21 protein-coding genes are annotated in these 23,886 nt (G+C 50.0%); 12 read left to right on the top strand and 9 right to left on the bottom strand.

Going from position 1 to position 23,886, the window contains the following annotated elements; genetic code table 11:
- Positions 1-15 precede the first annotated feature (15 nt).
- Together H9I36_RS01420 and H9I36_RS01415 are read right to left on the bottom strand one after the other, a co-directional pair.
- A complete protein-coding gene (locus H9I36_RS01420; RefSeq protein WP_187383603.1) occupies positions 16-348 on the bottom strand; it encodes a branched-chain amino acid transporter permease in 333 nt (110 codons plus the stop codon).
- Complete coding sequence (locus tag H9I36_RS01415) at positions 345-1,061, bottom strand: AzlC family ABC transporter permease (RefSeq protein WP_187383602.1); 717 nt, start codon at positions 1,059-1,061, stop codon at positions 345-347. The genes H9I36_RS01420 and H9I36_RS01415 overlap by 4 nt, the downstream gene beginning before the upstream one ends.
- 170 nt (positions 1,062-1,231) lie before the next feature.
- Here H9I36_RS01415 and H9I36_RS01410 point away from each other — a divergent pair, with 170 nt between their 5' ends.
- The 3 genes from H9I36_RS01410 (at position 1,232) to H9I36_RS01400 (ending at position 2,569) form a co-directional block, all read left to right on the top strand.
- Positions 1,232-1,465 (top strand): hypothetical protein, encoded by a 234-nt coding sequence (locus H9I36_RS01410; protein ID WP_187383601.1) that lies wholly within the window; start codon positions 1,232-1,234, stop codon positions 1,463-1,465.
- A gap of 84 nt (positions 1,466-1,549) precedes the next feature.
- Positions 1,550-2,215, top strand: a complete 666-nt coding sequence (locus H9I36_RS01405) for a hypothetical protein (RefSeq protein WP_187383600.1) — start codon at positions 1,550-1,552, stop codon at positions 2,213-2,215.
- 87 nt (positions 2,216-2,302) lie between these two features.
- Entirely contained in the window at positions 2,303-2,569 is a 267-nt protein-coding gene (locus H9I36_RS01400; RefSeq protein WP_187383599.1) for a hypothetical protein, read from the top strand.
- A gap of 462 nt (positions 2,570-3,031) precedes the next feature.
- Here the strand turns inward: H9I36_RS01400 and era are convergent, their stop codons facing one another.
- Positions 3,032-3,949, bottom strand: a complete 918-nt coding sequence (gene era / locus H9I36_RS01395) for a GTPase Era (protein ID WP_187383598.1) — start codon at positions 3,947-3,949, stop codon at positions 3,032-3,034.
- A gap of 160 nt (positions 3,950-4,109) precedes the next feature.
- On the opposite strand from era, the gene glgX reads away from it, so the two are divergent.
- From glgX to H9I36_RS01355, 8 genes are all read left to right on the top strand, one after another.
- Positions 4,110-6,224 (top strand): glycogen debranching protein GlgX, encoded by a 2,115-nt coding sequence (glgX, locus tag H9I36_RS01390; RefSeq protein WP_187383597.1) that lies wholly within the window; start codon positions 4,110-4,112, stop codon positions 6,222-6,224.
- Between the two features lie 63 nt (positions 6,225-6,287).
- Positions 6,288-8,744: a glycogen/starch/alpha-glucan phosphorylase gene (locus H9I36_RS01385; RefSeq protein WP_187383596.1), complete on the top strand. Its 2,457-nt coding sequence runs from the start codon at positions 6,288-6,290 to the stop codon at positions 8,742-8,744.
- Complete coding sequence (locus H9I36_RS01380; protein ID WP_187383595.1) at positions 8,741-9,643, top strand: DMT family transporter; 903 nt, start codon at positions 8,741-8,743, stop codon at positions 9,641-9,643. The genes H9I36_RS01385 and H9I36_RS01380 overlap by 4 nt, the downstream gene beginning before the upstream one ends.
- Positions 9,644-10,405: 762 nt before the next feature.
- On the top strand, positions 10,406-11,599 hold the full coding sequence (locus H9I36_RS01375) for an ABC transporter ATP-binding protein (protein WP_187383594.1): 1,194 nt from the start codon (positions 10,406-10,408) through the stop codon (positions 11,597-11,599).
- On the top strand, positions 11,596-12,543 hold the full coding sequence (locus H9I36_RS01370; protein WP_187383593.1) for an ABC transporter permease: 948 nt from the start codon (positions 11,596-11,598) through the stop codon (positions 12,541-12,543). Before H9I36_RS01375 ends, H9I36_RS01370 begins: the two co-directional genes overlap by 4 nt.
- Positions 12,540-13,412 carry an ABC transporter permease gene (locus tag H9I36_RS01365; protein WP_187383592.1) on the top strand — a complete coding sequence of 291 codons (873 nt, stop codon included), beginning with the start codon at positions 12,540-12,542 and terminating at the stop codon, positions 13,410-13,412. The genes H9I36_RS01370 and H9I36_RS01365 overlap by 4 nt, the downstream gene beginning before the upstream one ends.
- Before the next feature lie 110 nt (positions 13,413-13,522).
- The gene (locus tag H9I36_RS01360) at positions 13,523-14,587 is read left to right on the top strand and encodes an extracellular solute-binding protein (protein ID WP_187383591.1); all 1,065 of its coding nucleotides are present in this window, start codon (positions 13,523-13,525) and stop codon (positions 14,585-14,587) included.
- A gap of 107 nt (positions 14,588-14,694) precedes the next feature.
- Positions 14,695-15,963, top strand: a complete 1,269-nt coding sequence (locus tag H9I36_RS01355; protein ID WP_187383590.1) for a diaminopimelate decarboxylase family protein — start codon at positions 14,695-14,697, stop codon at positions 15,961-15,963.
- Positions 15,964-16,064: 101 nt separating this feature from the next.
- Here H9I36_RS01355 and H9I36_RS01350 read toward each other — a convergent pair whose 3' ends face one another.
- From H9I36_RS01350 to argH, 4 genes are all read right to left on the bottom strand, one after another.
- Complete coding sequence (locus tag H9I36_RS01350; RefSeq protein WP_187383589.1) at positions 16,065-16,958, bottom strand: hypothetical protein; 894 nt, start codon at positions 16,956-16,958, stop codon at positions 16,065-16,067.
- A 119-nt stretch (positions 16,959-17,077) separates the two neighbouring features.
- Positions 17,078-17,746, bottom strand: a complete 669-nt coding sequence (locus H9I36_RS01345; RefSeq protein WP_187383588.1) for an amino acid ABC transporter permease — start codon at positions 17,744-17,746, stop codon at positions 17,078-17,080.
- Positions 17,747-18,571, bottom strand: coding sequence for an amino acid ABC transporter substrate-binding protein (locus H9I36_RS01340; protein WP_187383587.1), 825 nt, complete (start codon positions 18,569-18,571; stop codon positions 17,747-17,749). It abuts the gene before it with no gap.
- Positions 18,572-18,764: 193 nt separating this feature from the next.
- Positions 18,765-20,180: an argininosuccinate lyase gene (gene argH / locus H9I36_RS01335; RefSeq protein WP_187383586.1), complete on the bottom strand. Its 1,416-nt coding sequence runs from the start codon at positions 20,178-20,180 to the stop codon at positions 18,765-18,767.
- Between the two features lie 119 nt (positions 20,181-20,299).
- On the opposite strand from argH, the gene H9I36_RS01330 reads away from it, so the two are divergent.
- Complete coding sequence (locus H9I36_RS01330) at positions 20,300-21,148, top strand: P83/100 family protein (RefSeq protein ID WP_187383585.1); 849 nt, start codon at positions 20,300-20,302, stop codon at positions 21,146-21,148.
- Between the two features lie 146 nt (positions 21,149-21,294).
- On the opposite strand, the gene H9I36_RS01325 is transcribed toward H9I36_RS01330, so the two are convergent.
- Both H9I36_RS01325 and H9I36_RS01320 read right to left on the bottom strand, forming a co-directional pair.
- On the bottom strand, positions 21,295-22,794 hold the full coding sequence (locus H9I36_RS01325) for a carbon starvation CstA family protein (RefSeq protein ID WP_187383584.1): 1,500 nt from the start codon (positions 22,792-22,794) through the stop codon (positions 21,295-21,297).
- Between the two features lie 606 nt (positions 22,795-23,400).
- On the bottom strand, positions 23,401-23,769 hold the full coding sequence (locus H9I36_RS01320; protein WP_187383583.1) for a metal-dependent transcriptional regulator: 369 nt from the start codon (positions 23,767-23,769) through the stop codon (positions 23,401-23,403).
- Positions 23,770-23,886 lie beyond the last annotated feature (117 nt).

Raw genomic sequence — 23,886 nt, 5'->3', positions numbered from 1 at the left:
TCAATACGGCTCTCGTCAATACGGCAGTCGAGACAGCGCCATATACAGCAGCGTGCCGCCGAAAATACTCACCATCGCGTTCCGTTTCCATACGTGTAAAATCGCCGTCGCTCCGAGCGCAATGACGGGCGGAAGCCCCCACGGACGGGACGTAAACTCGATGTCTTTAAAGCAGTATACGACGAGGATCGCTATGATCATCGGCGGGATATATTTTTCGATAAAGGTGATGATGCGCGGCGGATCGCGGTACGAAAACAGTATAAACGGAAAGGCGCGCGTTGCAAATACGATGAGCGCGGATATGCCGGTCGCGATGAGCGCCGCGGCGAGAGTAAGCGGGGTCATAGGGGAGTCTCCGTTTCGGTTTTGAATTTTTTACCGCGCACTGCGACGAGGGCGGCGAGCGCAAAGGCGATTGCAGCGATGAGTATATGCCCCGACGGAAAAAGACCGCAGCGGGAAAGGACGACGGCGGCGAGTGCGGCAAGGGCTCCGATGACCGGAGGCGTAGCGTCGCGCGATTTTGCAAGCTGTTCGATGAGCAGCACCATAAAGAGGGCGGTGAGTGCAAAGTCCACGCCCGCGAGCGAAAACGGAATGAATTGCCCCGCGACGGCTCCGATGACGCCGCCCAAAATCCAATACAGGTGGTCGAGCAGGGCGATCGTGCCGTAAAACGCGCCCGCATTTGCGCCTTCCGGTACGGTACAGTTCGTAAGCAGCGAATAGGTTTCGTCGGTCAGCGCAAAGATCAGATACGGTTTCCATGCACCGACGTTTTTAAAACGCGTGATAAGCGAGAGACCGTACACGATGTGGCGGATATTGACGAGGAGTTCCGTGAACGCGATCGCACCGAGCGGTGCACCCGACGCAAACAAGCCGACGGCGACGTATTGTCCCGCACCCGCGTACATCGTTATGCTCATAACCGGCGCGATCCACACCGGATAGCCCGCGTTTACGATCATCAAACCGAAGGGGATCCCGATCGCCGTATAACCGAACAAAACCGGAATAGTGATTTTTGCCGCTTCGGCGAAATAGCTGCGTTCCATTATATCCTGCCGTTATTGTCTCCGATTTCGATATGCAGTTCGCAGTATATCGTTTTATAAAAACTAAGTCGAGCATTTATGCAATCCGTGCGGTGCTCGTGCGGCGCGGGATTTACAAAAGCCCGCATTCGGGCTATTATGATTTTGTAAAAGTTTTTATGGGAGTTCGTATGATATCGTTGATTGCAGGAATTATTTTTATCGCGTTTACCGTTTTTGCGCTGTTGCCGTCGTTTCCGCTCAACTGGAGCGCCGATGTGCTCGCATTTCTCAGAGGCTGCCTGCCCGTCCTTGCGGCTCTCGTCGGTCTTATCTGTCTGTTTATCGGTGTAGCCGATATTAAAGATAAAAAAGAAGCCGCGCGCGAAGAGCGGGAAGCCCGCGAACGCGAAGAAAAAAAATAAACGTTCTTCGTATTTTAATAAAAGAATTCTTGATTCAACATCCTCTTTTTAGATTTGAGTTATGACTCGACCGGTGGAAAGTAAGTGCATCCTGTCAATACGGTTCCGGAAGTATTCAAGGGAAAGTTTGCAATATCAACAGCTTTGCGTAAGTTACGAAATTTTTGGACGAAAGATATTGACTTCGAATATGTAATACTGTTAACCGGAGGGCGATTGCTTATTAATAAATCTCTGCTGTTGATTCTGTTTTGCTTTTTTATCGCGGCCATAGGTTTGCTGCTTGTGTTTATGCCGAGTAAAAGGCGCAAGACAAACAAAATACCTGCTTTTGTTTACTCTGTAATTTTCTGTATTATCGGTTTATATCTTCTTGTCAATCAAAAAAGCGGCACTGTTGCTTGGAAAAAGATAGACGACACGACATATTCCGCGAAGATGAATACTTTCCAAAGCGCGACGGTTTTTCTTTTGGAAGAAAATACTTATCGATTGTTTGTTTCATGCGAAGACGAATTTATAAAGCAATATATAAAAACCGAACGAAAATGTGAAAAGAAAAAAATTTCAGATAGAGAAGCCGCAATATGCGTCAACATAATTAACGATTTCGAACATACCGTTAATCCTGAAATACGAAAAGCGTATTATGTATTGTACGTGGATTACGGTAATAAAAGCGTTATCTATTTGCTCAATAAAATTTCGGAAAAGATCGAAGCGGAAAGGTTTTGCTTTAGGGTATTCTGATTCGTATCGGAGAACTTGGTTCTGAGAGTGCGATTTGAGATCGATCGATATTTTTATCGGTGCGAATTTTTATGCCAGGAAAAGATAATGAAAAAGAAATTCGTTCTGTTATTGATTTTAATAACTTTGTTATCTTTCGTTTGTGTTTTGATTTATCTTATTTTTATTTATCTGGGGACGGCAAATCCGAAACTGCATACGATACGGATCGAAAAAGAAAAAAAACTTACGGATATTTATAGATACAGATGTGAAAAAATCGTTTTTATTGGAGGCAAAAATAAAAAAGATAAAATCAATTTTTTTTGTGATTCTGTTAAAATAAAGAAAGGTATGAAATTTATGATGTCTTAATACTCTTTATAGATAAAGACAGGTATGCGGCAGCATATCCTCTTTATACGTATTTTGATGATTTGGAGAGAGAGCCTTTTTATGACGGTATTCGGTTTGAGATTCCATTTGAAAAAGAGCTTTCTGAAGATTATGTGTTTGTTAAAAGGCTGGCGAAAAATTCGTTTATCATTAAAATGAAAAAGGAAAAGAATAATTAACAGACAGAAGGATTTTGAACGATAATGTATCGACGATTAACAATTTTGATTTCAATCGTTATTATCATATTTTCCGCTTTTTGTTTTAGATTTACGAAAGGATTGGTATCAAATGCAAGCTCACAGGAAATCCTTATAAGTTTATAAAAGGTATTAAAAAAAAGTAATGTCGAATTTTTCGATTTATTATGCCATTATGACGGGGGATAAAAAGTGAAAGGGGGCTTTGCGGTTATTATAAATAAAAGTGCGGGCAGAACGGTTATTTTATTAATTTTTTCAAAACCGCATCTTTTTGCCGCCAGTTTTTATCGACCTTCACTTGCAGGTCGAGATCGACCGCGTAATCGAAGACGGTGCGGAATCTGTTGATCGATGCCGTACGGATCGCTTTTATCATCGCGCCGCCCTTGCCGATGACGATGCCTTTTTGACTTTCACGTTCGACGCAGATGCTCGCTCTCACCCACAGCCGTTTGCCGCCGTCTTTCATTTCCATATCCATGATATCGACATAGAGGCAGTGCGGTATTTCTTCTTCGAGGCGGTTGATCGCTTCTCCGCGTATGATTTCCGCAATGCGAAAGCCGACGTCCTGGTCGGTATAGTATTCCCTCGGATACAATTCGGGTGCGACGGGTGCGAGTTCGTACAGCGCTTTCAGTACGTCGTCGATGTTTTCGTCGTTTTTTGCCGATACGGCGATGACTCTCTTTTCGGGAATTTCGGGAAGTGCGTTTTTTATAAAGGCGATCGCATCGGCGGTTTTTGCGTTCGGCGCATCGCGCTTGTTGACTGCGACGACGGTGCGGTCGGCAAAGGGTTTGACGAGTTCGGCGACGAGCGCTTCTTCTTCTCCCGCAGCTCTCGTACTGTCGATGATGTAGAGCAGCGCGTCGGCGGTTTTCAGCTGTTCGGCTGCAATCGATTTCAATTTGAGATTGAGTTTTTTTTCGCTCGCGTGGTAGCCCGGCGTGTCTATGCATACGAGCTGGCCGAGAGACGTATTGATGATGCCGCGGATCGCATCGCGCGTTGTCTGCGGTATTTCCGATACGATCGACACGAGCTCTCCGCACGCCGTATTGAGAAAGGTCGATTTGCCGGCGGAAGGCCGTCCGATGATCGCGACGATGCCCGCTTTCCGTCCGCCGCTTTGTACCGTGTGTTCCGTGTTCATGTATGCATCACAGTATAGCGATATGACGTATGCGCGGCTACTCGGCGCTTGCACGCCGGCAATGTACGCAGCCGATGTACTTACGCGCAATGCACGCGCGGTGCCGATGCGCAATGCGCAATGTTGCTTTTTATTATTATCTTATGATAAAATATTGCCCATGGATGCTTCTCGTGTGCTTGCAGGCAGGCCCATGCAATGCGGCGCCGTCGTCGCGGACGGAGGCGTGAATTTTTCGCTGTTCAGCAGAAATGCGACGCGCGTCGTACTCTATCTTTTCGATTCGCCTGATGCAAAAACCTTTTGCGATATGATCGAACTCGATCCGAAAATAAATAAAACCGGCGACGTATGGCACGTCTTTGTTAAAAATTTGAAAGCGGGAGCGCTCTATCTGTATCGCCTTGACGGTCCGTATAATCCTCCTGCAGGCGATCGATTCAATTTTAATAAATACCTTTTCGATCCGTGTGCAAAAGCGTTTACGAAGGGTTCCGTGTTCCGCTCCTACCGCACGCAGCGCGAACACGGTCGGGCCGGCATCGAAAACGGACTCCTTTCCGATTTATCCGATTTTCCGAAATGCGTCGTTGTCGATGATGCCGATTTCGATTGGCAGGGAGACAAGCCGCTCGCGAGGGCGCTTTCCGAAACGATCATCTACGAAGCGCACGTCAAAGGATTTACGTACTCTCCGACATCCGGAGTGCAAAACCCCGGTACGTATCGCGGCTTTATCGAAAAGATTCCGTATCTCACGTACCTCGGCATTACGGCCGTCGAACTCATGCCGATATTCGAATTCGACGAAGCGGAAAACGAACGCGTAAACCCGCGCACGGGACAATTATTGACAAATTATTGGGGCTACAATACGGTCGGTTTTTTTGCGCCGAAAACGTCGTATGCCGCGGACACTTCTCCGGGAGGGGCGGTGCGGGAGTTCAAAGAGCTCGTGCGTGAATTGCACCGCGCGGGGATCGAAGTGATCCTCGACGTCGTATACAATCACACGGCTGAAGGCAATGAAAACGGTCCGACTTTTTCGTTTCGCGGAATCGAAAACGGTGTGTACTATATGTTGCCGCAGGATCAAAAACAATACTACGCTGATTATTCGGGCTGCGGCAATACGGTCAACGCGAACCATCCGACGGTGAGCGAATTCATCCTTGCGAGTTTAAGGCACTGGGTCGTCGATATGCACGTCGACGGATTCCGTTTCGACCTTGCGACGATATTGAGCCGTTCCGAACTCGGTCATCTCATCTCTTCGGGGCAGCTGCCCTATGCGATAGCACAAGATCCGCTGCTTGCCGAAACGAAGATCATCGCCGAACCGTGGGATGCCGGCGGCGGCTATCAGCTCGGCTCTTTCGGCGGCGGCAGGTGGTGCGAGTGGAACGGGAAATTCCGCGACGATATGCGGCGCTTTATTCGAGGGGATGACCGCTTGGCGACGGAAGCTGCGACAAGGATGACCGGCAGTTCGGATTTGTATAAAGCGAACGGACGTTCTCCGACGAATTCCATCAATTACATCACGTCGCACGACGGTTTTACGATGTACGATTTGGTGAGCTACAACATAAAACACAACGAAGAAAACGGAGAAGGAAACCGCGACGGCAGCGACGACAATTTCAGCTACAATAACGGTTTCGAAGGCGATTCGACAAATCCGAAAATCGTGTCGGTGCGCCGCCGGAAAATAAAAAATTTCCTTACCTGTCTGTTTCTCTCGCAGGGAACGCCGATGCTGCTTTCAGGCGACGAGATGATGAGAACGCAGCGGGGCAACAACAACGCGTATTGTCAGGACAACGAAACGTCGTGGATCGACTGGCACGGCTGCGATAAAAACCGTGACATATTGCTGTATACGAAAACGCTGATCGAACTGCGCAAAGCGTATTCGCTGTTTCGGCGCAATACCTTTTTTGCGGATTCCTCGGAGATCACCTGGTACGATGCGAACGGGAAAAATCCCGATTGGGCGAAGCTCAACCGCTTTCTCGCATTCAAAGTCGATGAATTAGCCGACGATATCGATGTCAACGAAATCTACTTTGCGATAAACACCGACATCTACGATTTGACGATCACGCTGCCTTCTCCCGCGGGCGGAAATGTGTGGTACCGCATCGCCGACACGTCGATCGACGGAGAGGACGCCGTTCGTATGCGAGGAGATGAAGAATTGTTAAACGAACAGCACCGCTATGTTTTGCCTTCCGACAGTCTTGTACTGTTGATAAGCAAACGGAACCTCTGAAAAATCGGTCGGGTTTTTAACGGTACCCGAACGCGGATAAATATTGTCAAGGAGACAGAGCGTATGCAATTCAGTGCAGAAGAGTTCAAACGTAATCTTGAAAAACGGCTTCACGACCGTTACGGAAAAAATATTTCACGGGCGACGAAACACGATCTGTTCGATGCGGTCGCCGCATCCGTGCTCGATCCGATTATTAAAAATTGGATGGCGACGAGGGAAGCGTATGAAGCGCATCCGGTGCGAAAGCTTTACTATTTTTCCGCAGAGTTTTTGATGGGACGCGCGTTCGGCAACAATCTCATCAACGCGGGGATCGAAAAGCAGGTAAAAGAAGTGCTCAAAGACATGAGCATCGATTACGATATGATCGAAGACAAAGAGCCGGACGCGGGTCTCGGAAACGGAGGTCTCGGACGGCTCGCCGCCTGTTTTCTCGACAGCCTCGCAACCCTCGATTATCCCGGTCACGGTTACGGCATCCGCTACGAATACGGTATGTTCGAACAGCGGATCGAAAACGGCTGGCAAGTCGAATACCCCGACCGCTGGCTCAAGCACCGCGATCCGTGGGAAGTAAAGCGAAGCGATTTGGCGGTAACCGTCCGCTTCGGCGGTACGATAGTGTACGATAGAACACCCGACGGCCGCATGCACTTTTCTTTGCAAAACGCGGAAGAAGTGACCGCCACTCCTTACGACACGCCGATCGTCGGCTACGACACGAACACGGTGAACACGCTGAGATTGTGGGAAGCGACTTCTCCGAACGGTTTCGACCTCCAGCTGTTCAACGACATGCAGTACAACCGTGCGGTCGAAAAACAAAACAGCGCCGAAAATATCAGCCGCGTGCTCTATCCGAACGACAGCGGTCCGAGCGGAAAAGCGCTCCGTCTCAAACAGCAATACTTTTTTTCGTCGGCGAGCCTGCAGGATTTGGTTCGCGCCTACGTTTCGCGCTTCGGAACCGATTTCGGCAAATTCGCCGAACTGCACGTCATCCAGTTGAACGATACTCATCCTGTCGTAGCGATTCCCGAACTGATGCGCATCCTCATGGACGAATATAACGTCGGTTGGGACGATGCGTGGAAAGTCGTGACGCACACGTTTGCGTATACGAATCACACGATCCTCGCCGAAGCGCTCGAAAAGTGGCCGATCGAAATTTTTCAAGGCCTGCTTCCGCGCGTGTATCAAATCGTCGAAGAAATCAACCGGCGGCTGCTCATTTCGCTTCGGGAAAAATATCCGAACGATTTCGAACGTCAGCAAAAACTGTCTATCATCAACAACGGACACGTTTTTATGGCGTGGCTTGCGATCCATTCGTGTTTCAGCGTAAACGGCGTTGCCGAACTCCACACGGAATTATTAAAAACGCGGGAACTGAAATCGTGGTACGAGCTCTATCCCGAAAAATTCAACAATAAAACGAACGGCATCACGCAGCGGCGCTGGCTTTTAAATGCGAATCCCTCTCTTGCGGAATTTATCACGGCGCGTATCGGAAGAGGCTGGGAAAAGGATTTGATGAAGCTCAAAGCCCTCGAGCGTTTTTCAAGCGATGAAGCTTCTCTTGCGGAGCTTACGGCGATCAAAAAATCGAACAAACAGCGCTTGGCCGAATATCTCAAGCATACGCAAAACGAATTCCTCGACCCCGACAGCATTTTCGACATACAGGTAAAACGCCTGCACGAATACAAGCGTCAGCTTTTAAATGTTCTGCACATCATGTATCTGTATAACCGCATCATCGACGATCCCGATTTCAACCCGCCGCCGCAGACTTTTATCTTCGGTGCGAAAGCCGCGTCGGGCTACCGCAGAGCGAAAACGATCATCAAACTGATCAACACTGTCGCCGACCGCGTCAACAACGACCGGCGCGTGCACGGAAAAATCCGCGTCGTGTTCGTCGAAAACTACCGCGTCAGCGTTGCGGAAAAAATCTTTCCGGCTGCCGACGTTTCCGAGCAGATATCGACTGCGGGCTTTGAAGCGTCGGGTACGAGCAATATGAAGTTTATGGTAAACGGTGCGCTCACGCTCGGTACGATGGACGGCGCGAATATCGAAATTATCAATGAAGCCGGAAAAGAAAACGCCTTCGTGTTCGGACTTTCCGCCGATGAAATTATTAAAATGGAAACCGAGCACAGCTATAATCCGCAGGAATACTTGGGACGGAACCCCGAGCTTTCCCGCGTCGTGCAGCAGCTCGTCGACGGTACCTACGATCCGACGCATCAGGAATTCAAAGAGCTCTACGATTCGCTCGTCTACGGCGTCGAAGGTCAGCGCCCCGACGTGTTTTACGTGCTCGCGGATTTCGATGCGTACTGCAGGGCTCACGAAAAAGTCGAAGCGGCTTATCAAAATACGAAAGAGTGGGCGCGGAAAGCGCTTATCAATATTGCGAACAGCGGTAAATTTTCTTCCGACCGCACGATCGAAGACTACGTGCGCGATATTTGGCACCTTAAAAAAGTGACGCCGCTTGCCGACGTATGAACGAAAAGCGCGTATCGTTTTTTGCGGGAGCAGGGCTGCTTCTTGTAGCGTGCATTTGGGGATTTGCGTTCGTCGTCGTAAAAGACAGCCTCGACTATATCGGAGCGATCTATATGCTCGCTTTCCGTTTTTCGATTGCGGCGGCGGCCCTCGCCCTTATCTTTGTGCGCTCTCTCAAATTGCTCAATGCTTCGTATTGGAAGCGCGGGGCGATACTCGGCGCCCTGTTGTTTTTTGCCTACGCGCTGCAGACGGTCGGCTGCGATTATACGACCGCCGGAAAAAACGCATTTCTCACGACGGTGTATGTAATGCTCGTGCCGCTTTTCGGCTGGCCGCTTTATAAAAAATTTCCGGGCGGACACGTATTCGCCGCCGCCGCGATTTCGCTTTTGGGCATCGGTTTGCTCGCGCTTTCAAAAAGCGAATCATCGCTCCTTTCGATCAATTTCGGCGACGCCCTTACGCTCGGCTGCGGCGTTTTTTACGCGCTGCACATTCTCTATACGGCCAAATGCAATATCCGTTACGATCCGATCGTGCTCACCGTTTTGCAGTTCTTTTTTGCCGCCGTCTTTTCGTGGATCGCAGCCTTTCTTTTTGACGGCGCCTTTCCTGTCGCGGCCGTAAAAAATACGCGCGTTATCGTTTCTATGCTCTATCTCGGTCTTTTCAGCACGATGATTTCCTTTGCGCTGCAGAACGTCGGCTTAAAATACGTGCGCTCGTCTTTTGCAGCTCTCCTCCTTTCGTTCGAGTCGGTGTTCGGCGTGCTGTTCAGTACCGTCCTTTTGCATGAGCGTTTGACTTCGCGCATGATCGCAGGCTGCACTCTCATCTTTTTTGCCGTCATCCTCGCCGAAACGAAATTCGATTTTCGACCGAAAGAAAGGCGATAAAACGAATTATATATGATTACGGACGGCACCTATGTGCGATCCCGCCCTCCGCGGCTCACTCGCGCTCGGCCTCCTCGCTCGCTTACGCTCGCTCCGGTGGCTGCCTGCGGCACCGCTCCGGCCGGGCGTAGGCGGCATTGCAGCATCTGAGTGTGTCGGCTCATTTGCCATTTACTCTATAAGTCGGGAGTCGAAAAACGCCTGTAGCGTTTTTCTTTTATCCGTGCGGAGGCTTTCATACTTCATCCGTTCGGATGCAATAAAAAGTATGAAAGCCGATTGCAATTCCTTATGAGGACACAAAGTGCGGCGTTTACGGTGCACTTTGTGATAGGAGACGCGCATAATTCCTGCGCGGGGAACTTCGTTTTATTCAATGTACGGCACGGATGCCGTATCGTATCTTGGCAAAACAACCGCGCATTTTTACAAAGTAAAAATGCGGTAGTGAGCGGTACACGGATGTACCGCGAACGACCACTGCTCGGATTTACTTTATAAGTCGAGAGTCGAAAAACGGCCAAGCCGTTTTTCTTTTATAGGAGACGCTCGCGATTTCTCCGCACTGCTCGAAATCGCTCGATGAAGTCGAAAGGCGAAAAACGGCCGAGCCGTTTTTCTTTTATCAACACGCGCGCAAATCCTCCGCATTGCTCGGATTTGCGCGCTCTTGCATACCCCATTCCCTTTGTATATAATGTGCCTACATTTGAGCCGTTTTGAGCGCGGCTCTTCCATCACACTATACCGAGGTTGCTTGAAGTGAAAGGGAGCCGGGTTACCATCGAGCATGTCTCGAAGAGATTCGATAACGATTTTATCGCTCTCGACGACATCTGCATTACAATCGAGCCGGGAGAATTCTTTTCTCTGCTCGGTCCTTCAGGCTGCGGCAAGACGACGCTGCTGCGCATCATAGCGGGTTTCGAATATCCCGACGAAGGTGCGGTGCTGTTCGATGAAACGAACGTCGCCCCGCTTCCGCCGGATAAGCGCCATTCGAATACGGTTTTTCAAACCTACGCGCTTTTTCCTCATCTTTCGGTGTACGAAAACGTCGCGTTTCCGCTGCGCTTGAGAAAAGTGCCGAAAGAAACGATCGACGAAAAAGTAAAGCATTACATCCACCTCGTACAACTCGATCAACACATCCATAAAAAACCGAATCAGCTGTCGGGCGGACAAAAGCAGCGGGTTGCGATTGCGCGTGCGCTGATAAACGAGCCGAAAGTGCTTTTGCTCGACGAACCGCTTTCCGCTCTCGACGCAAAGCTCCGCGCAAATCTCCTCATCGATCTCGACAATCTGCACGATAAAATCGGCATAACGTTCATCTACGTGACGCACGATCAAAGCGAAGCGCTTTCCGTGTCGGATCACATCGCCGTTATGAATGCGGGGCACGTGCTGCAAGTCGGAACGCCGTTCGAAATTTACGAAAGCCCTGCGACGCAATTCGTCGCGCAGTTTATCGGCGAAACGAATCTCTTCGAAGCGCAGGTCGTCGATTGCGTACCGCATCAAACGCCGGGAAAAGATCCCGACTATATGGTAACCTGTTCCGTCCCCGCGCTCGGTCATCAAGCGCCGCTTGCGAGCGACACCGAAGCGACGGCAAGCCTCGACCGCTATATGCAGGTAACCGACTACGGTCCGACGCAAAAGGGACAAAAGGTCGCTTTTACGATCCGCCCTGAAAAAATCCGCATCACAAAAGAGCCGCCTGAGACGCACGGCCGCACTGATATCAACGTGTTCAAAGGTATCGTCGAAGAACCGGTGTATTCCGGATTCCAATCGAAGTTTTACGTGCGGCTCGAAAACGGCGCGCTCGTCAAAGTTTTCAAACAGCACACGATCTATTTCGATGACGGACCGGCCATCCAATGGAAAGACGACGTCTATATTTCGTGGGCGGCGGAAGACGGTTATATCGTCGAGGACATACAAAAATGAAAACGACGGATACGAAGCCTCCCGCGGCAAAAGACGATACGATCAATCAGGGTACGGCATACGCGTGGCCGATGGGCGTTTGGCTTTTTATTTTTTTTATCGCGCCGCTGGTCATCATCTTCATCTACAGTTTTTTGAAAAAGGGATTGTACGGCGGCGTCGAAGGGCGGTTTTCGCTCAACGCATACCGTCAGATGTTCAACCCGAATTACGGCATACTCGTGCTGCGGACGCTCAAGATCACGATCGTTTCGACTGCCCTCACCGTGCTTGTTTCGCTCCCGTGCGGATACGCAATGGCGAGAAGCCGGCATCAAACGCTTTTGCTTTTTTTAATAATCATTCCGTTTTGGACGAATTCGCTCATCCGCGTTTTCGCGTGGATGTCGATCCTCAACAACGACGGCATCTTAAATCAAATTCTCATATCGCTCGGCATCATAAAAGATTACATACAATTTTTGTACAATCAAAATGCGGTCATCCTCGTTTCCGTGTACATGTATTTGCCGTTCGCCATATTGCCGATTTTCACCGCAGTCGACCGCTTCGATTTTTCACTGCTCGAAGCGGCGCGCGATTTGGGCGCGAATAAAATGCAGGCAATGATAAAAGTGCTCATTCCCGGAATCAGAAGCGGCATCGTCACGGCCGTCATCTTTACGTTCATCCCGATTTTCGGCGCCTATGCAGTGCCTCTTTTGGTCGGCGGCAAAGATTCGTATATGCTCGGAAACGTCATCGTCGATCAAGTGCAAAAAATGCGCAACTGGCCGCTGTCCGCCGCTTTTTCCATGATCATAACGCTTATCAGCATCGCGGGCATCTTTTGGATGAGTTTTTCGAACCGGCGCGACGCCAAACTCAAATCCTCGAATGTAAAAGATGAGGTCTATTCGACAAACGGAAATGCATCCGGCTTTACCGGAGGGATACTGAAATGACGAATATATTTTTCTTTTTATTTCCTGCGGTAAAAAAACGGCGGCAGTCCGAACCCGCGCGGCATGCAAAAAAATCGTGGAAGCATCGCGCCGCAATATTTTCCTTCTCAAATATAATGCTTGCGCTCACGCTCGTCTTTTTGTTTTTGCCCCTCGTTGTTATCATCGCCTATTCGTTCAACGGCAGCAAGGGCGCCGAGTTTACGAATTTTTCGCTTATGTGGTACAAAGCGCTCATCTTCGATTCCCGCCCTCTGTGGGAAGCGCTTTTAAACAGTCTCATCGTCGCCCTTACGTCGGCCGCCGTTTCGACGCTGCTCGCTTCTCTTGCGGCGATCGGCTGCAGCTGGTATAAGTTTCGCGGGCGGAAGCTCATCGAAAGCGTTACATACCTTCCGATGATCTTACCCGAAGTGATTGTCGGAGTTTCAACGCTCATATTTTTCAGCCGCGTGCACATACCGCTCGGACTTTTTACGATATTTGCGGCGCATACGACATTTTGTCTGCCCTTCGTCTATCTCATGGTAAAGGCACGGCTCGACGAATTCGATTTTTCGATCATCGAAGCGGCGCACGATTTGGGCGCGACGGAATTTCAGACGCTCGTCAAAGTCGTCGTGCCTTCTCTTTTGCCGGGCATCCTGTCGGGCTTTCTCATCGCGATCACGATGTCGCTCGAAGACTTCGTGATCACCTTTTTCGTGTCGGGACCGGGCTCGACGACGCTGCCGCTGTACGTCTATTCGATGATACGCTTCGGCGTCTCTCCCGTCATCAATTCGCTTTCGTGCGTGATGATTCTTGCAACCTGCCTTATCGCTTTCGCGCTTCGAAAGGGACTCAAAACGGTAGCGGCTTCTCATTAAATATTTTCTTTGCTGCAGCCGGCATTTCGTATCATAACGACAAACGGTACGGTGAATGATGCAAAGACGGCGCACCTTTCGCGGCGCTATTTTATTATTTTGAGGAAACTATGAAAAAAATCATCGACGGCATTTTGATTGCAGCGCTTGTATGCTGTGCTTTCGGTTTTGCATCCTGCTCGAAAGAAAGCGGCGGACGCAAACGATCGAACGTGCTCTATCTTTTTACATGGACCTACTACGTGCCCGAAGCCGCACTCCGCCGATTCGAAAGCGAATACGGCTGTCGGGTAAAAGTCGATACCTACGACTCGAACGAAGTGATGTATGCAAAGTTCATGGCCGGTGCGTCCGGCTACGACATCGCCTTCCCGTCACAGGACTACGCGTCTATCATGCTCAAACAGGGTATGCTGAAAGAGATCGATTTGAATCGATTTGAAAATAAAAAATACATCAACCCTCTCGTTCTCGAAAAAGCCGTATATGACCCGACGATGAAGTACTGCGTTCCGTACTATATGGGAGCGGCAGGCATCGCCGTAAACAAACTGTACTTTTCAAATTACGAGCGAAGCTGGAATATCTTTTCCGACGCGCGCATACGGGGTCATGCGTCCATGATGGACGATATGCGCGAAGTTATCGGAGATGCGCTCGCGTATCGGGGATATTCGGTCAATTCGACGGGCGATGCCGAACTCAAAAGCGCCGCGAATTTAATAATAAACGATTGGAAACCGAATCTTGTTAAATTCGATGCGGAAGGATTCGGCAAATCCTTTGCGGCAGGAGATTTTTGGGTGTGCCAAGGCTACGCCGAAGTCGTATACGGCGAAGTCCCTGAAGATAAACAAGCCGACACGATCGACTTTTTTATACCGAAAGAAGGCGGCCCCATGTATATCGATTCGATGGTCATCTTAAAAGGCGCAAAGCATTACGACCTTGCGATGCAATTTATCGATTTTATCCATCGGCCGGAAATCTACGCGCAATTCCTCGATTGGTTCCGTTTTCCTCCCTCGGTCAACACGGAAGCTGCGAAATATATGACGACGACGCCGATGTACACGACCGAAGAGATGGCGCACTGCGAACTGAAACTCGACATCGGCGAAAACCTCGAAAAGTATGACGAACTGTGGCAGAAAATTCGCTTTTCGGCGAAATGATCGTCATTTTGTCGAAAAGCGTACGGGACGAATTCCGTGTCCTCGCCGTTGATTCCCTCGTTTCGAATATGCTATAGTGGATCGATTTCTGATGACATGGATGATATATGAGTTTCGATTTTCCGCTCACGCACGATGAGCTTTTAAATTTAATAAAAAAATTTCCGACGCCCTTTTACCTTTACGATGAAAGGGCGATCCGCGAAAACATGCGCCGCTTTACAGAGGCGTTTTCCGCCTTTCCGAAGTTCCGCGAACACTTCGCCGTAAAAGCGATGCCGAATCCCTATATGCTTAAAATCCTCTCGGAAGAAGGATGCGGCGCCGACTGCTCGAGCTTACCCGAACTCATACTCGCCGAATTGGCGGGCATCGAGGGGGAGAGCGTCATATTTACGTCGAATGAAACGCCCGCTTCCGAATTTCAATATGCGTACGAGCACGGTAACCTCATCAACTTGGACGACATCACGCACATCGATTTTTTAAAAAAAGCGCTCGGCGGCAAATTGCCGCAGCTGCTCTGTTTCCGCTACAACCCCGGCCCGCTCAAGCAAGGCGGCAACGCGATCATCGGAAAGCCCGAAGAAGCGAAATACGGCCTCTCGCGCGAACAGCTTTTCGAAGCTTATGCGCGCTGCAAAGAAGAAGGCATCGAACGATTCGGACTCCATACGATGGTCGCTTCGAACGAACTCAATCCCGATTTTTTTATCGACACGGCGGACATCCTCTTCGATCTCTGTGTCGAAATAAAACAAAGACTCGGCATAAAAATCGAATTCGTCGATTTGGGCGGCGGGGTCGGCATTCCGTACAGGCGGGAACAAAAAGCGGTCGATCTTGAGTATGTCGCGCGCGGCATCAAAAAGCTTTACGACGAAAAAATTATTAAAAATGATCTCGATCCTATGGGCATCTATTGGGAATGCGGCAGACCCGTCACCGGCCCCTACGGTTGGCTTATCACAACGGCGATCCACGAAAAACACATCTACCGCGATTATATCGGAGTCGACGCGTGCATGGCGGACTTGATGCGGCCCGGCATGTACGGCGCTTATCACGAAGTGACCGTCAGCGGAAAAGAAAACGCGGCAAAAGACCGCGTATATGACGTCGTAGGATCTCTATGTGAAAACTGTGACAAATTCGCCGTACAGAGGAGTTTGCCGAAAATCGATATCGGCGATATTTTAATAATTCACGATGCCGGCGCACACGGCAGAGCCATGGGGTTCAATTACAACGGAAAGCTCAGAGCGGGCGAAGTGCTCATGAGGAACGACGGTTCGTTCAAAGAAATCAGACGGCGCGAAACGATCGCGGACTATTTTGCGACGCTCGATTTGGCAGGCGTAAAAGACTTTACATAGCAGAAGCTTTTATACGGCACGAACGAAAAACAATCAACAAGCCAAAACAGAGCGTCGGGGTATAACTTTCCGCGCGCGAATAATCGGCGACCATCCTACGCCTAGTGCAAGCGCTCATCTTCCGGCAAATATCGCTGAAATTCTTTATGCTCTGCGACAAAGGTTCGCGCCGCCGCGTCGTAATTTTCCCATGTTGATTCGAACAATTCTTCCACGCCCGGAATGCACGCGATATCGCTCACCATGAGGTAACGATAATCGATGCCCTTCGTATTGAAAAACTCCCGCACGTTTTGCACGGAATTGTACAGGACGTAAGCAACAAAGGTCGAGCACACGAATTTCTTTTGCGCTTTTTTATTTTCCGCATCGTTTATCGCTTCTATATCTTTTTTCGACGCGTAAAATTTTTCCAGCGATCTGTCGTTTTCCGCCGTAAACAATTTTCTCCGCAGGGCACGGTGAGCGATCTTGAAATTTTTATCGACATCGTAGCTCACGTTTTTATTTTCCATAAGAATGCGGATCGCCTTTTTTCGCTCTTCACCCGTCGCTTTGATCGCATACAGCATCTGCTTCGAAGATGCGGCCTCACACTGCTTTGTATAATTATTCGCTTTCGTATCGGTGCAGCGTTCTCTGTCGAGCTGCGGACGAGACATCTGCGTGAGTCCGAAAAAATCGTCGCGCAAATCGAAACCGATACCCACGTGACTTACCGGAAGCGGATTTACGTCCACCTTTGCGATGCCGTTTTTCAGTATGTTCGATACGTAAACCGGCGAGGAAAGCTCCGGATCATAAAAACGCAAAAAGATGTACGACTCGTCGGCGTCGCTCTCAGCCGTACCGATCCGGCTCGTAAAATTTTCATCGGTCAAAAAAAGCTTTTTTCCCGTCTTCGTCGAAGCGCAGGAAACCGAAAAAAAAGCGCACGCCGTGATGCTCAACAACAATATGGTTTTTATTGATTTTATTAATCTCATTTTTATCATCGTTCAATCATCCATAGACCGCAGCTTTTACGATCGGTTTGTACACTATAGTGAAAAGTGAGCGACGTAACAAGCGGCAGAATTTTTTATTTTTGATTTTGTACAAACGGCATTGTCCGCTAACGATAATAAGCGAGTTTCGCTTCGATGCGTGCAAATGCGATTTCAACGCCCCAATTCATCAAAAGGTAAAAAACGCCTGCGACGAAGAGCGGCATAAACGAAAAGAGGCGGCTTTGCGTTTCCTGCGCGACGCGCAAAAGTTCGGACACGCCGATCACTTGAACGAGTGCGGTATCTTTCACGAGCGTTATCGTTTCGTTGCCCATTGCGGGCATGATGCGCTTGACGACTTGCGGCAGGATGATATACAAAAAGGTTTGTCGCTTCGTATAGCCGAGCACTTTCGCCGCTTCGTATTGTCCTACGGGGATCGATTCGATACCGCCGCGGTAAATCTCGGCAAAGTAGGCAGCGTAGTTTACGATGAGTGCGACAAGCGCTGCGAGAAAACGCGGCCACGCGACGCGAAAATCGGTGCCGAAGTTCTTGTTGAACCAAAGACACAAAAGGCTCGGACCGAAGTACACGACGAGCAGCTGCAACATGAGAGGCGTTCCGCGTATGACGAGCAAAAACACTTTTGTTGCCCCCGAGAGTATACGGTTTTTCGCCATACGACCCGCGCAGAACGGAAGGGCGAGCGGAAGCGCAAAAAGCAGCGTTAAAAAAAAGACTTCGATCGACGTTGCACTCCCGCGCAGCATCGCCTGCAGCATCTTGGTCATCTAGTTACCGATCACCGAAATATCGCGTCCGAACCACTTTACCGAAACGGCGGTAACCGTTCCGTCTTTTTGCATATCTTCCAATACGCTCTGTACTTTGTCGCGCAGGGCAGTGTTTCCCTTACGGAACGCGATACCGTAGTTTTCATAGGACAGCGCTTCGTCGATGACGATAAAGGGCTTTCCCGTCGCGGAGATGCTGTAGTTTGCGACAACGCTGTCCATGACAACGCCGTCGACGCCGCGTATTTCAAGGTCGTTGAGCGCGGTAACGTTGTCTTTTAAGAGTACCTGTTCTTTGAGCGAGCGCGAAAACTCGACGTTTCCGTCAACGGCTTCCTGTGCGCTCGAACCGCTTTGCAGTGCGATTGTTTTTCCCGCCATGTCTTTCAGAGATGCGATACCGCTGTCGTTTCGCACGACGAGCACTTGCGCATTTTTCAAATACGGCTTCGTAAACGAAAGCGCTTGTTCACGTTCTTTCGTCATCGTAAAGCCGTTCCAAATGCAGTCGATTTTGCCGGTGTTCAGCTCCATCTCTTTCGCACCCCAATCGATGGGCTGCGCTTTAAACTCGACGCCGAGCCGTTTCGCCACTTCTTTTGCCAAATCGATATCGTAGCCGACGATTTCGCCGTCAGCATTGCGAAAACCGAGCGGAGGAAACGAATCGTCGAGTCCGAGTACGAACACGCCGCGCGAGATGAGATCGTCAAGCGATGTATCGCGGGCGGAAGACGCGTTTTGTTTTTTGCAGCCTGCGCTCCCCAATACGATAGAGAAAGCGAAAAGCGAAGCTAAAAATACCGTTACCGTTTTTTTCATTTTTATCTCCTGTAAAGCTTTTGCAGGTATGTACACCACGGCGATATTCCATGCACCGCTTTTATTACATTCTGCGAATAAATTAATAATATATATCAGGCGATGCATTTTCTTTTTCGCGCAGCATCCGCGCGTTTTACATAGTACATGCAACAGTTTTTATGCGCCGGAAAAAAGCGTTTTCCGATCCGCGTCAGATACGTCCGTTTACGAAATCCTTCAGCGCTTGTATCTGCTCCGCAACGCGCTCGGCAGCCGGCCCACCTTCGGTTTTTCGCGAATCGACGCAGGACTTCGAATCGATGAGCGGGTAGATATCGTCTTCGATGCGATCCGAACAGGCTTTAAAATCCTCGATCGGAAGTTCTTGGAGTCCGCACTTTTTTTCGATTGCAATGCGCGCCGCTTGAGCCGCAATGCCGTGTGCCGTACGGAACGGAATACCCTTGCGCACGAGGTATTCGGCGACATCGGTCGCATTGAGATAACCGTCTTCGCAGGAGCTTTCCATGCGCGGCACATTCCACGATGCGGAGGCGATCATATCAGTAAAAACCGACACGCAGGCGCTTACCGTGTCGAAGGCGTCGAAAAGGCTTTCTTTGTCTTCCTGCATATCGCGGTTATACGCAAGCGGCAGCGCTTTCATCATCGTCAAAAGAGCTACGAGATCGCCGTATACCCTGCCCGTCCGCCCGCGGATGAGTTCGGCAAAGTCGGGATTTTTTTTCTGCGGCATGATCGAACTGCCGGTCGACCACGTTTCGCTCAATTCGATAAACGAAAATTCCGACGTAGACCACAGCACGACCTCTTCGGCGGCTCGCGAAAGGTGCATCTGCAAAAGCGCAAAGCACGATGCGAATTCGATGCAGTAGTCGCGGTCGGAAACGGTGTCGAGCGAATTGGGCGTAACTCCGTCAAAGCCGAGCAGTTCCGCTTCGAGTTTTCTGTCGAGCGGAAGCGTCGTTCCGGCAAGGGCTCCGGCCCCTATCGGTGAGCGCGAAATACGTTTAAGCGCATCGGAAAGCCGTTCCCAATCGCGCGTAAAACTCCACGCCCACGCGCACAGATGATGAGCGAGCGTCACCGGCTGTGCGTGCTGCATATGCGTAAAGCCCGGCATAATCGATTGCGTGTGGCGTTCGGCGATACCGGCGAGCGTTTCGATGAGGTACGCAATCTTTTTTTGCAGTTCGGGAATCGTCCGCCTGAGATAGAGCCTTTCGTCGAGGGCGATTTGATCGTTTCGGCTCCTGCCCGTATGCACTTTTTTGCCCGCTTCTCCGATTCTGTCGGTGAGCGCAGATTCTATAAACGAGTGAATGTCTTCGGCGAAAGCATCGACCGAAAGCTTGCCCGACGCAATATCGGCATCGATCGAGTCGAGCGCGGCGATAATTTCATCGGCTTCTTTGCGCGAGATTATACCCGTACGCGCGAGCATTTCCGCGTGCGCTTTGCTTCCGAAAATATCATCGCGAGCCATGCGCCGGTCGGCGTGAATTGAAGTTTCAAACGCGACTGCCGCTGCGTCCGGTCCTTCGGAAAAACGACCGTGCCACAGAGCAGCATGATTATCCCCGGTCATCGTACCGTGCGTATCCATAGTTTCGCCAGTATACACTACATTGTTTATTTTTACAATGATTTGTATACTGTATAGGTACGAATGACAAATTCACAGGCAAAGCCGACTTTGTTCGTCGACTTTTACGGGAGTGCGTTATGGTAAAAAAATTATCCGTCATCGTTTCGGCGCTGCTTTCGGCAAGCGCTCTCTTTGCCGTACACATCGATACGGCGCTCCTCGATACGGCAAAGAGAGCGGAGTATATCGAAGATACGTCCCCCGTGCCGAAAAACGAATTCAATACCGCAAAGCAGATACGCGATATGGGGCGCAGGCTCGGCGGAAGCATTAAACGGCAGGATGCACAGCATAAAAACGGCGAACCCTATGCATCGGGCGCTCCCTCAAAAAAATACCGCGTGCGCCGCATTCCTTCGTCGGACTCGCTTCCCGGAGCCGACATCATCTACATTGCGCCGAACGCGAAAGTCGGAACGATCAAAGCGCTCGCGTTTATCGTGTCGGGCTACATCGAAGCGGCGTACGACTTTCCCGTAAGCGAAGCGGATGCGCTCGCGCAAAAAGTATGCTGGTGGAATACGAATCACTACGACGATCGCAATTATTTTACAAAGCACTTCAACGCTCGCATACTCGATTCCTTCTCCGATGAAACGGCGGTCATAGGCCTTGCCGATTCGTACAAAAACTGGGCGGGGCACGCGCGCATCGTCATCCCCTTTGCGCCTGAAAAAATGCGGGATATACGGGCGGCGGCAAAAGAGGGCGAAAAACAAAGCGCAAAAAGCGATGCGAAAGATAAAGTCGTGAAAAAAAACGGGACGCCTGATACCGAAAAAGAGGCGGTACAAAATAAAAAAGAAGTGCCGGAATTCAAAACCGTGCCGGCAAATTATAAGATTCTCTTCGGCGCTTTGTGCCTTGCGGCTCTTTTGCTCATCGTGCTGCTCGTGCGGGTCGTCATCGATATGGTAAAAAACTGACCGGCCTCACAAAAGAAGAAATCGAAAAGTTTTAACGCAGATACTCTCACTTCACACACAGGACATCGTAAAACCTGTACATAAAAAAGCCGCCCGACGCCATCGCTGACGTTCGGGCGGCTTTTACACATCATGCGCCGTATGATTTATTTGCGGCCGATGATCGTTTTATTTTGCAATTCGAGACTGCGCTTCGGATTCAAATAAATTCTGAACATAAACATGCAGAGGAAAACGACCGCAAAGACGATACCTACCGCATAGGAAATCGTAATGCCCGTCTGACCGAGCCGTACGAGGTTGAAACACTCGGGCGCATAGCAGAGATAGGTGATCGATACGGCGGACATAAAGGTCGCGGGAATCGCGGCGAGCCAGCAGCGGTTTCTGTTCGGATAATTCGTCGCAAGATAGGCCGCACCCGCCCACAATACGATCATTGCGAGCGTTTGGTTCGACCACGAAAAATACCGCCAGACGACGCCGTACTTGATCCACGAAATACCGTAGCCGATCAAAAGCAGCGGAGTTGCAATCGAAAGGCGAATCTTGAGATCTTTTTCGTTGAGCTTGAACCAATCGAAGATGACCATACGCGCGCTGCGGAATGCCGTATCGCCGGATGTGATCGGACAAGCGATAACGCCGATAAGCGCAATCGCCCCTCCGACTTTTCCGAGAAGACCCGTACAGATCGCATATACCGATTTCGGGTTTCCGCCGCCCATTTCAAGCATCGCTTTAAGACCGGTACCGGCACCGCCTTTGTTCCAGAAAAATGCGATTGCGGCAGATGCCCAAATCATCGCGATGATGCCTTCCGCGACCATCGCACCGTAAAATACTCTGCGACCCTCTTTTTCGTTCCGTAGCGTGCGCGAAACGATCGGCGACTGCGTTGCGTGAAAGCCTGATATGGCGCCGCAGGCGACCGTGATGAACATAAGCGGCCAAATCGGTTTTTGCGTTGCCGCAGGATAGAGGTTTTCAAGCGTAATTTCCATCATCGGGCGGACGCCGTTGTTTACCATCGTCGCAACCGAAACGCCGACCGCCATGAGGATGAGGAAGATGCCGAAAATCGGATAAAAGCGTGCGATGACTTTATCGACCGGAAGCAGCGTCGCAAGGAAATAGTAAACGAGGATGATCACCGTCCACACTTTTACGTTGAGCCACTCGGGCGTCAAAAGCGCGAGCAATCCCGCCGGCCCTACCATAAAGACGACGCCGACCATGACGAGCAAAACGACGCTGAATATGCGCATGACGCTCATCATAACGGGTCCCAAATATTTTCCCGTAATCTCCGAAATACTCGCACCGTCGTTCCGAACGGACAACATACCCGAAAGATAATCGTGCACCGCACCGGCAAAAATCGTACCGCCGACGATCCAGAGGTAGACGCTCGGTCCCCACAATGCACCCGAAATCGCACCGAAAATCGGTCCGAGACCGGCGATATTCAAAAGCTGAACGAGGAAAGCGCGCGGCGTTGAAATCGGAACGTAGTCGATACCGTCAGGATTTGCCATAGCGGGCGTCACCCGATTCGCATCAGGCTGGAACACTTTTTCGACGATCGTTCCGTACACGAAATACCCTGCTATAAGCAGACCGATACACAGAAAGAAAGAAACCATACATCCTCCCTAAAAATTTTTGGGGAAACTTGCAGCGGCGCTTCATGCAAGGCGCAAGTTCCTAAAAGTTTTTAGCCGTGTGCGTAGTCCGCTCGGAAGACCCTTACCCCGACGCTTCCGGCGGGCGCACACGTTAAATAATAAATAATTCATACGATTTTACGCACAGACCGTGATATGTCCTTTACGCAAAATCGAGATAAAGTCGACACTCGTCGCCGATCTTTATCGTCCATACGACCGCCATATAAACCATAAGTGTAATAAATACAGCTTATTATAAACATTATACACCCGTTTTTGCAATTTGTAAAATAAAATGTGAAAAATTATAAAAAGATAAGTAAATAAAACTCGGAAATCGTTTTAACAAAAAAAATTGAAATCGACACGGGAGATACGGACAAAACGGATCGGCCAACCCGCCCTTTGCGGCTCGCTCACGCTCGGCGTCCTCGCTCCGCTGCGGTCGCTGCCTTTAGCCCCGCGCCGGGCGGGCGTAGGCGGAAAGCGCTGCCTGCACGGTATGCGGAAGACCGCGGCGAATGGCAGGTCAGCAGCAGGGAGTACAGCCGAATATAGTTTCCGTTGCGGTTACCCTGTAAATTATTTTTTATTTTTTTTCATCCACTTTTCGATACCCGCAACGATGTCGGCATCGATATCGTGTTCGACGCGGCATGCGTTTTCTTCAGCCTGCTCTTTGGAAACGCCGGTGATCTTTACAAAAAAATCGGTAAGCAGGCGATGGCGGGAATACACGTTCGTCGCTTTTTCAAGACCCTTTTTCGTAAATTCGAGTTCCGTGCCTTCGCTGTCTTCGAGATAGCCGTCACGCTTCAATATGCCGACAGCCCTGCTCACGCTCGGTTTCGAAACGCCGAGCTTTTTCGCGATATCGACCGAATGAACCGTACCTTTTACATTTTTTACTCTGAGGATCGCTTCAAGGTAATCTTCGCCGGACTCGTACATAGAGGCCTCCGTTTCCGTCGCATTTTTAAAGTTACCTCTAAAAACTGCAGTCTTTAGAGGTTCCCTATACGATATATCCAGTATACCGCATGTATCGATTAATTACCACCTTTCAAA

The organism is Treponema sp. Marseille-Q4130, from assembly GCF_014334325.1.
Classification (GTDB): Bacteria; Spirochaetota; Spirochaetia; order Treponematales; family Treponemataceae; genus Treponema_D.
The sequence above is the reverse complement of the archived record's forward strand: the minus strand, read 5'-3'. Positions and strand labels throughout refer to the sequence as shown.

Bases quoted from the DNA above. Each gene is read 5' to 3' on its own strand.
- H9I36_RS01380 (WP_187383595.1), top strand. From the start codon at position 8,741: ATGAACGAAAAGCGCGTATCGTTTTTTGCGGGAGCAGGGCTGCTTCTT.
- H9I36_RS01360 (WP_187383591.1), top strand. From the start codon at position 13,523: ATGAAAAAAATCATCGACGGCATTTTGATTGCAGCGCTTGTATGCTGT.
- argH (WP_187383586.1), bottom strand. From the start codon at position 20,180: ATGGATACGCACGGTACGATGACCGGGGATAATCATGCTGCTCTGTGG.
- H9I36_RS01410 (WP_187383601.1), top strand. From the start codon at position 1,232: ATGATATCGTTGATTGCAGGAATTATTTTTATCGCGTTTACCGTTTTT.
- H9I36_RS01370 (WP_187383593.1), top strand. From the start codon at position 11,596: ATGAAAACGACGGATACGAAGCCTCCCGCGGCAAAAGACGATACGATC.
- H9I36_RS01365 (WP_187383592.1), top strand. From the start codon at position 12,540: ATGACGAATATATTTTTCTTTTTATTTCCTGCGGTAAAAAAACGGCGG.
- H9I36_RS01350 (WP_187383589.1), bottom strand. From the start codon at position 16,958: ATGATAAAAATGAGATTAATAAAATCAATAAAAACCATATTGTTGTTG.
- H9I36_RS01385 (WP_187383596.1), top strand. From the start codon at position 6,288: ATGCAATTCAGTGCAGAAGAGTTCAAACGTAATCTTGAAAAACGGCTT.
- H9I36_RS01345 (WP_187383588.1), bottom strand. From the start codon at position 17,746: ATGACCAAGATGCTGCAGGCGATGCTGCGCGGGAGTGCAACGTCGATC.
- H9I36_RS01340 (WP_187383587.1), bottom strand. From the start codon at position 18,571: ATGAAAAAAACGGTAACGGTATTTTTAGCTTCGCTTTTCGCTTTCTCT.
- era (WP_187383598.1), bottom strand. From the start codon at position 3,949: ATGAACACGGAACACACGGTACAAAGCGGCGGACGGAAAGCGGGCATC.
- H9I36_RS01415 (WP_187383602.1), bottom strand. From the start codon at position 1,061: ATGGAACGCAGCTATTTCGCCGAAGCGGCAAAAATCACTATTCCGGTT.
- H9I36_RS01325 (WP_187383584.1), bottom strand. From the start codon at position 22,794: ATGGTTTCTTTCTTTCTGTGTATCGGTCTGCTTATAGCAGGGTATTTC.
- H9I36_RS01320 (WP_187383583.1), bottom strand. From the start codon at position 23,769: ATGTACGAGTCCGGCGAAGATTACCTTGAAGCGATCCTCAGAGTAAAA.
- H9I36_RS01420 (WP_187383603.1), bottom strand. From the start codon at position 348: ATGACCCCGCTTACTCTCGCCGCGGCGCTCATCGCGACCGGCATATCC.
- H9I36_RS01400 (WP_187383599.1), top strand. From the start codon at position 2,303: ATGAAAAAGAAATTCGTTCTGTTATTGATTTTAATAACTTTGTTATCT.
- H9I36_RS01330 (WP_187383585.1), top strand. From the start codon at position 20,300: ATGGTAAAAAAATTATCCGTCATCGTTTCGGCGCTGCTTTCGGCAAGC.
- H9I36_RS01355 (WP_187383590.1), top strand. From the start codon at position 14,695: ATGAGTTTCGATTTTCCGCTCACGCACGATGAGCTTTTAAATTTAATA.
- glgX (WP_187383597.1), top strand. From the start codon at position 4,110: ATGGATGCTTCTCGTGTGCTTGCAGGCAGGCCCATGCAATGCGGCGCC.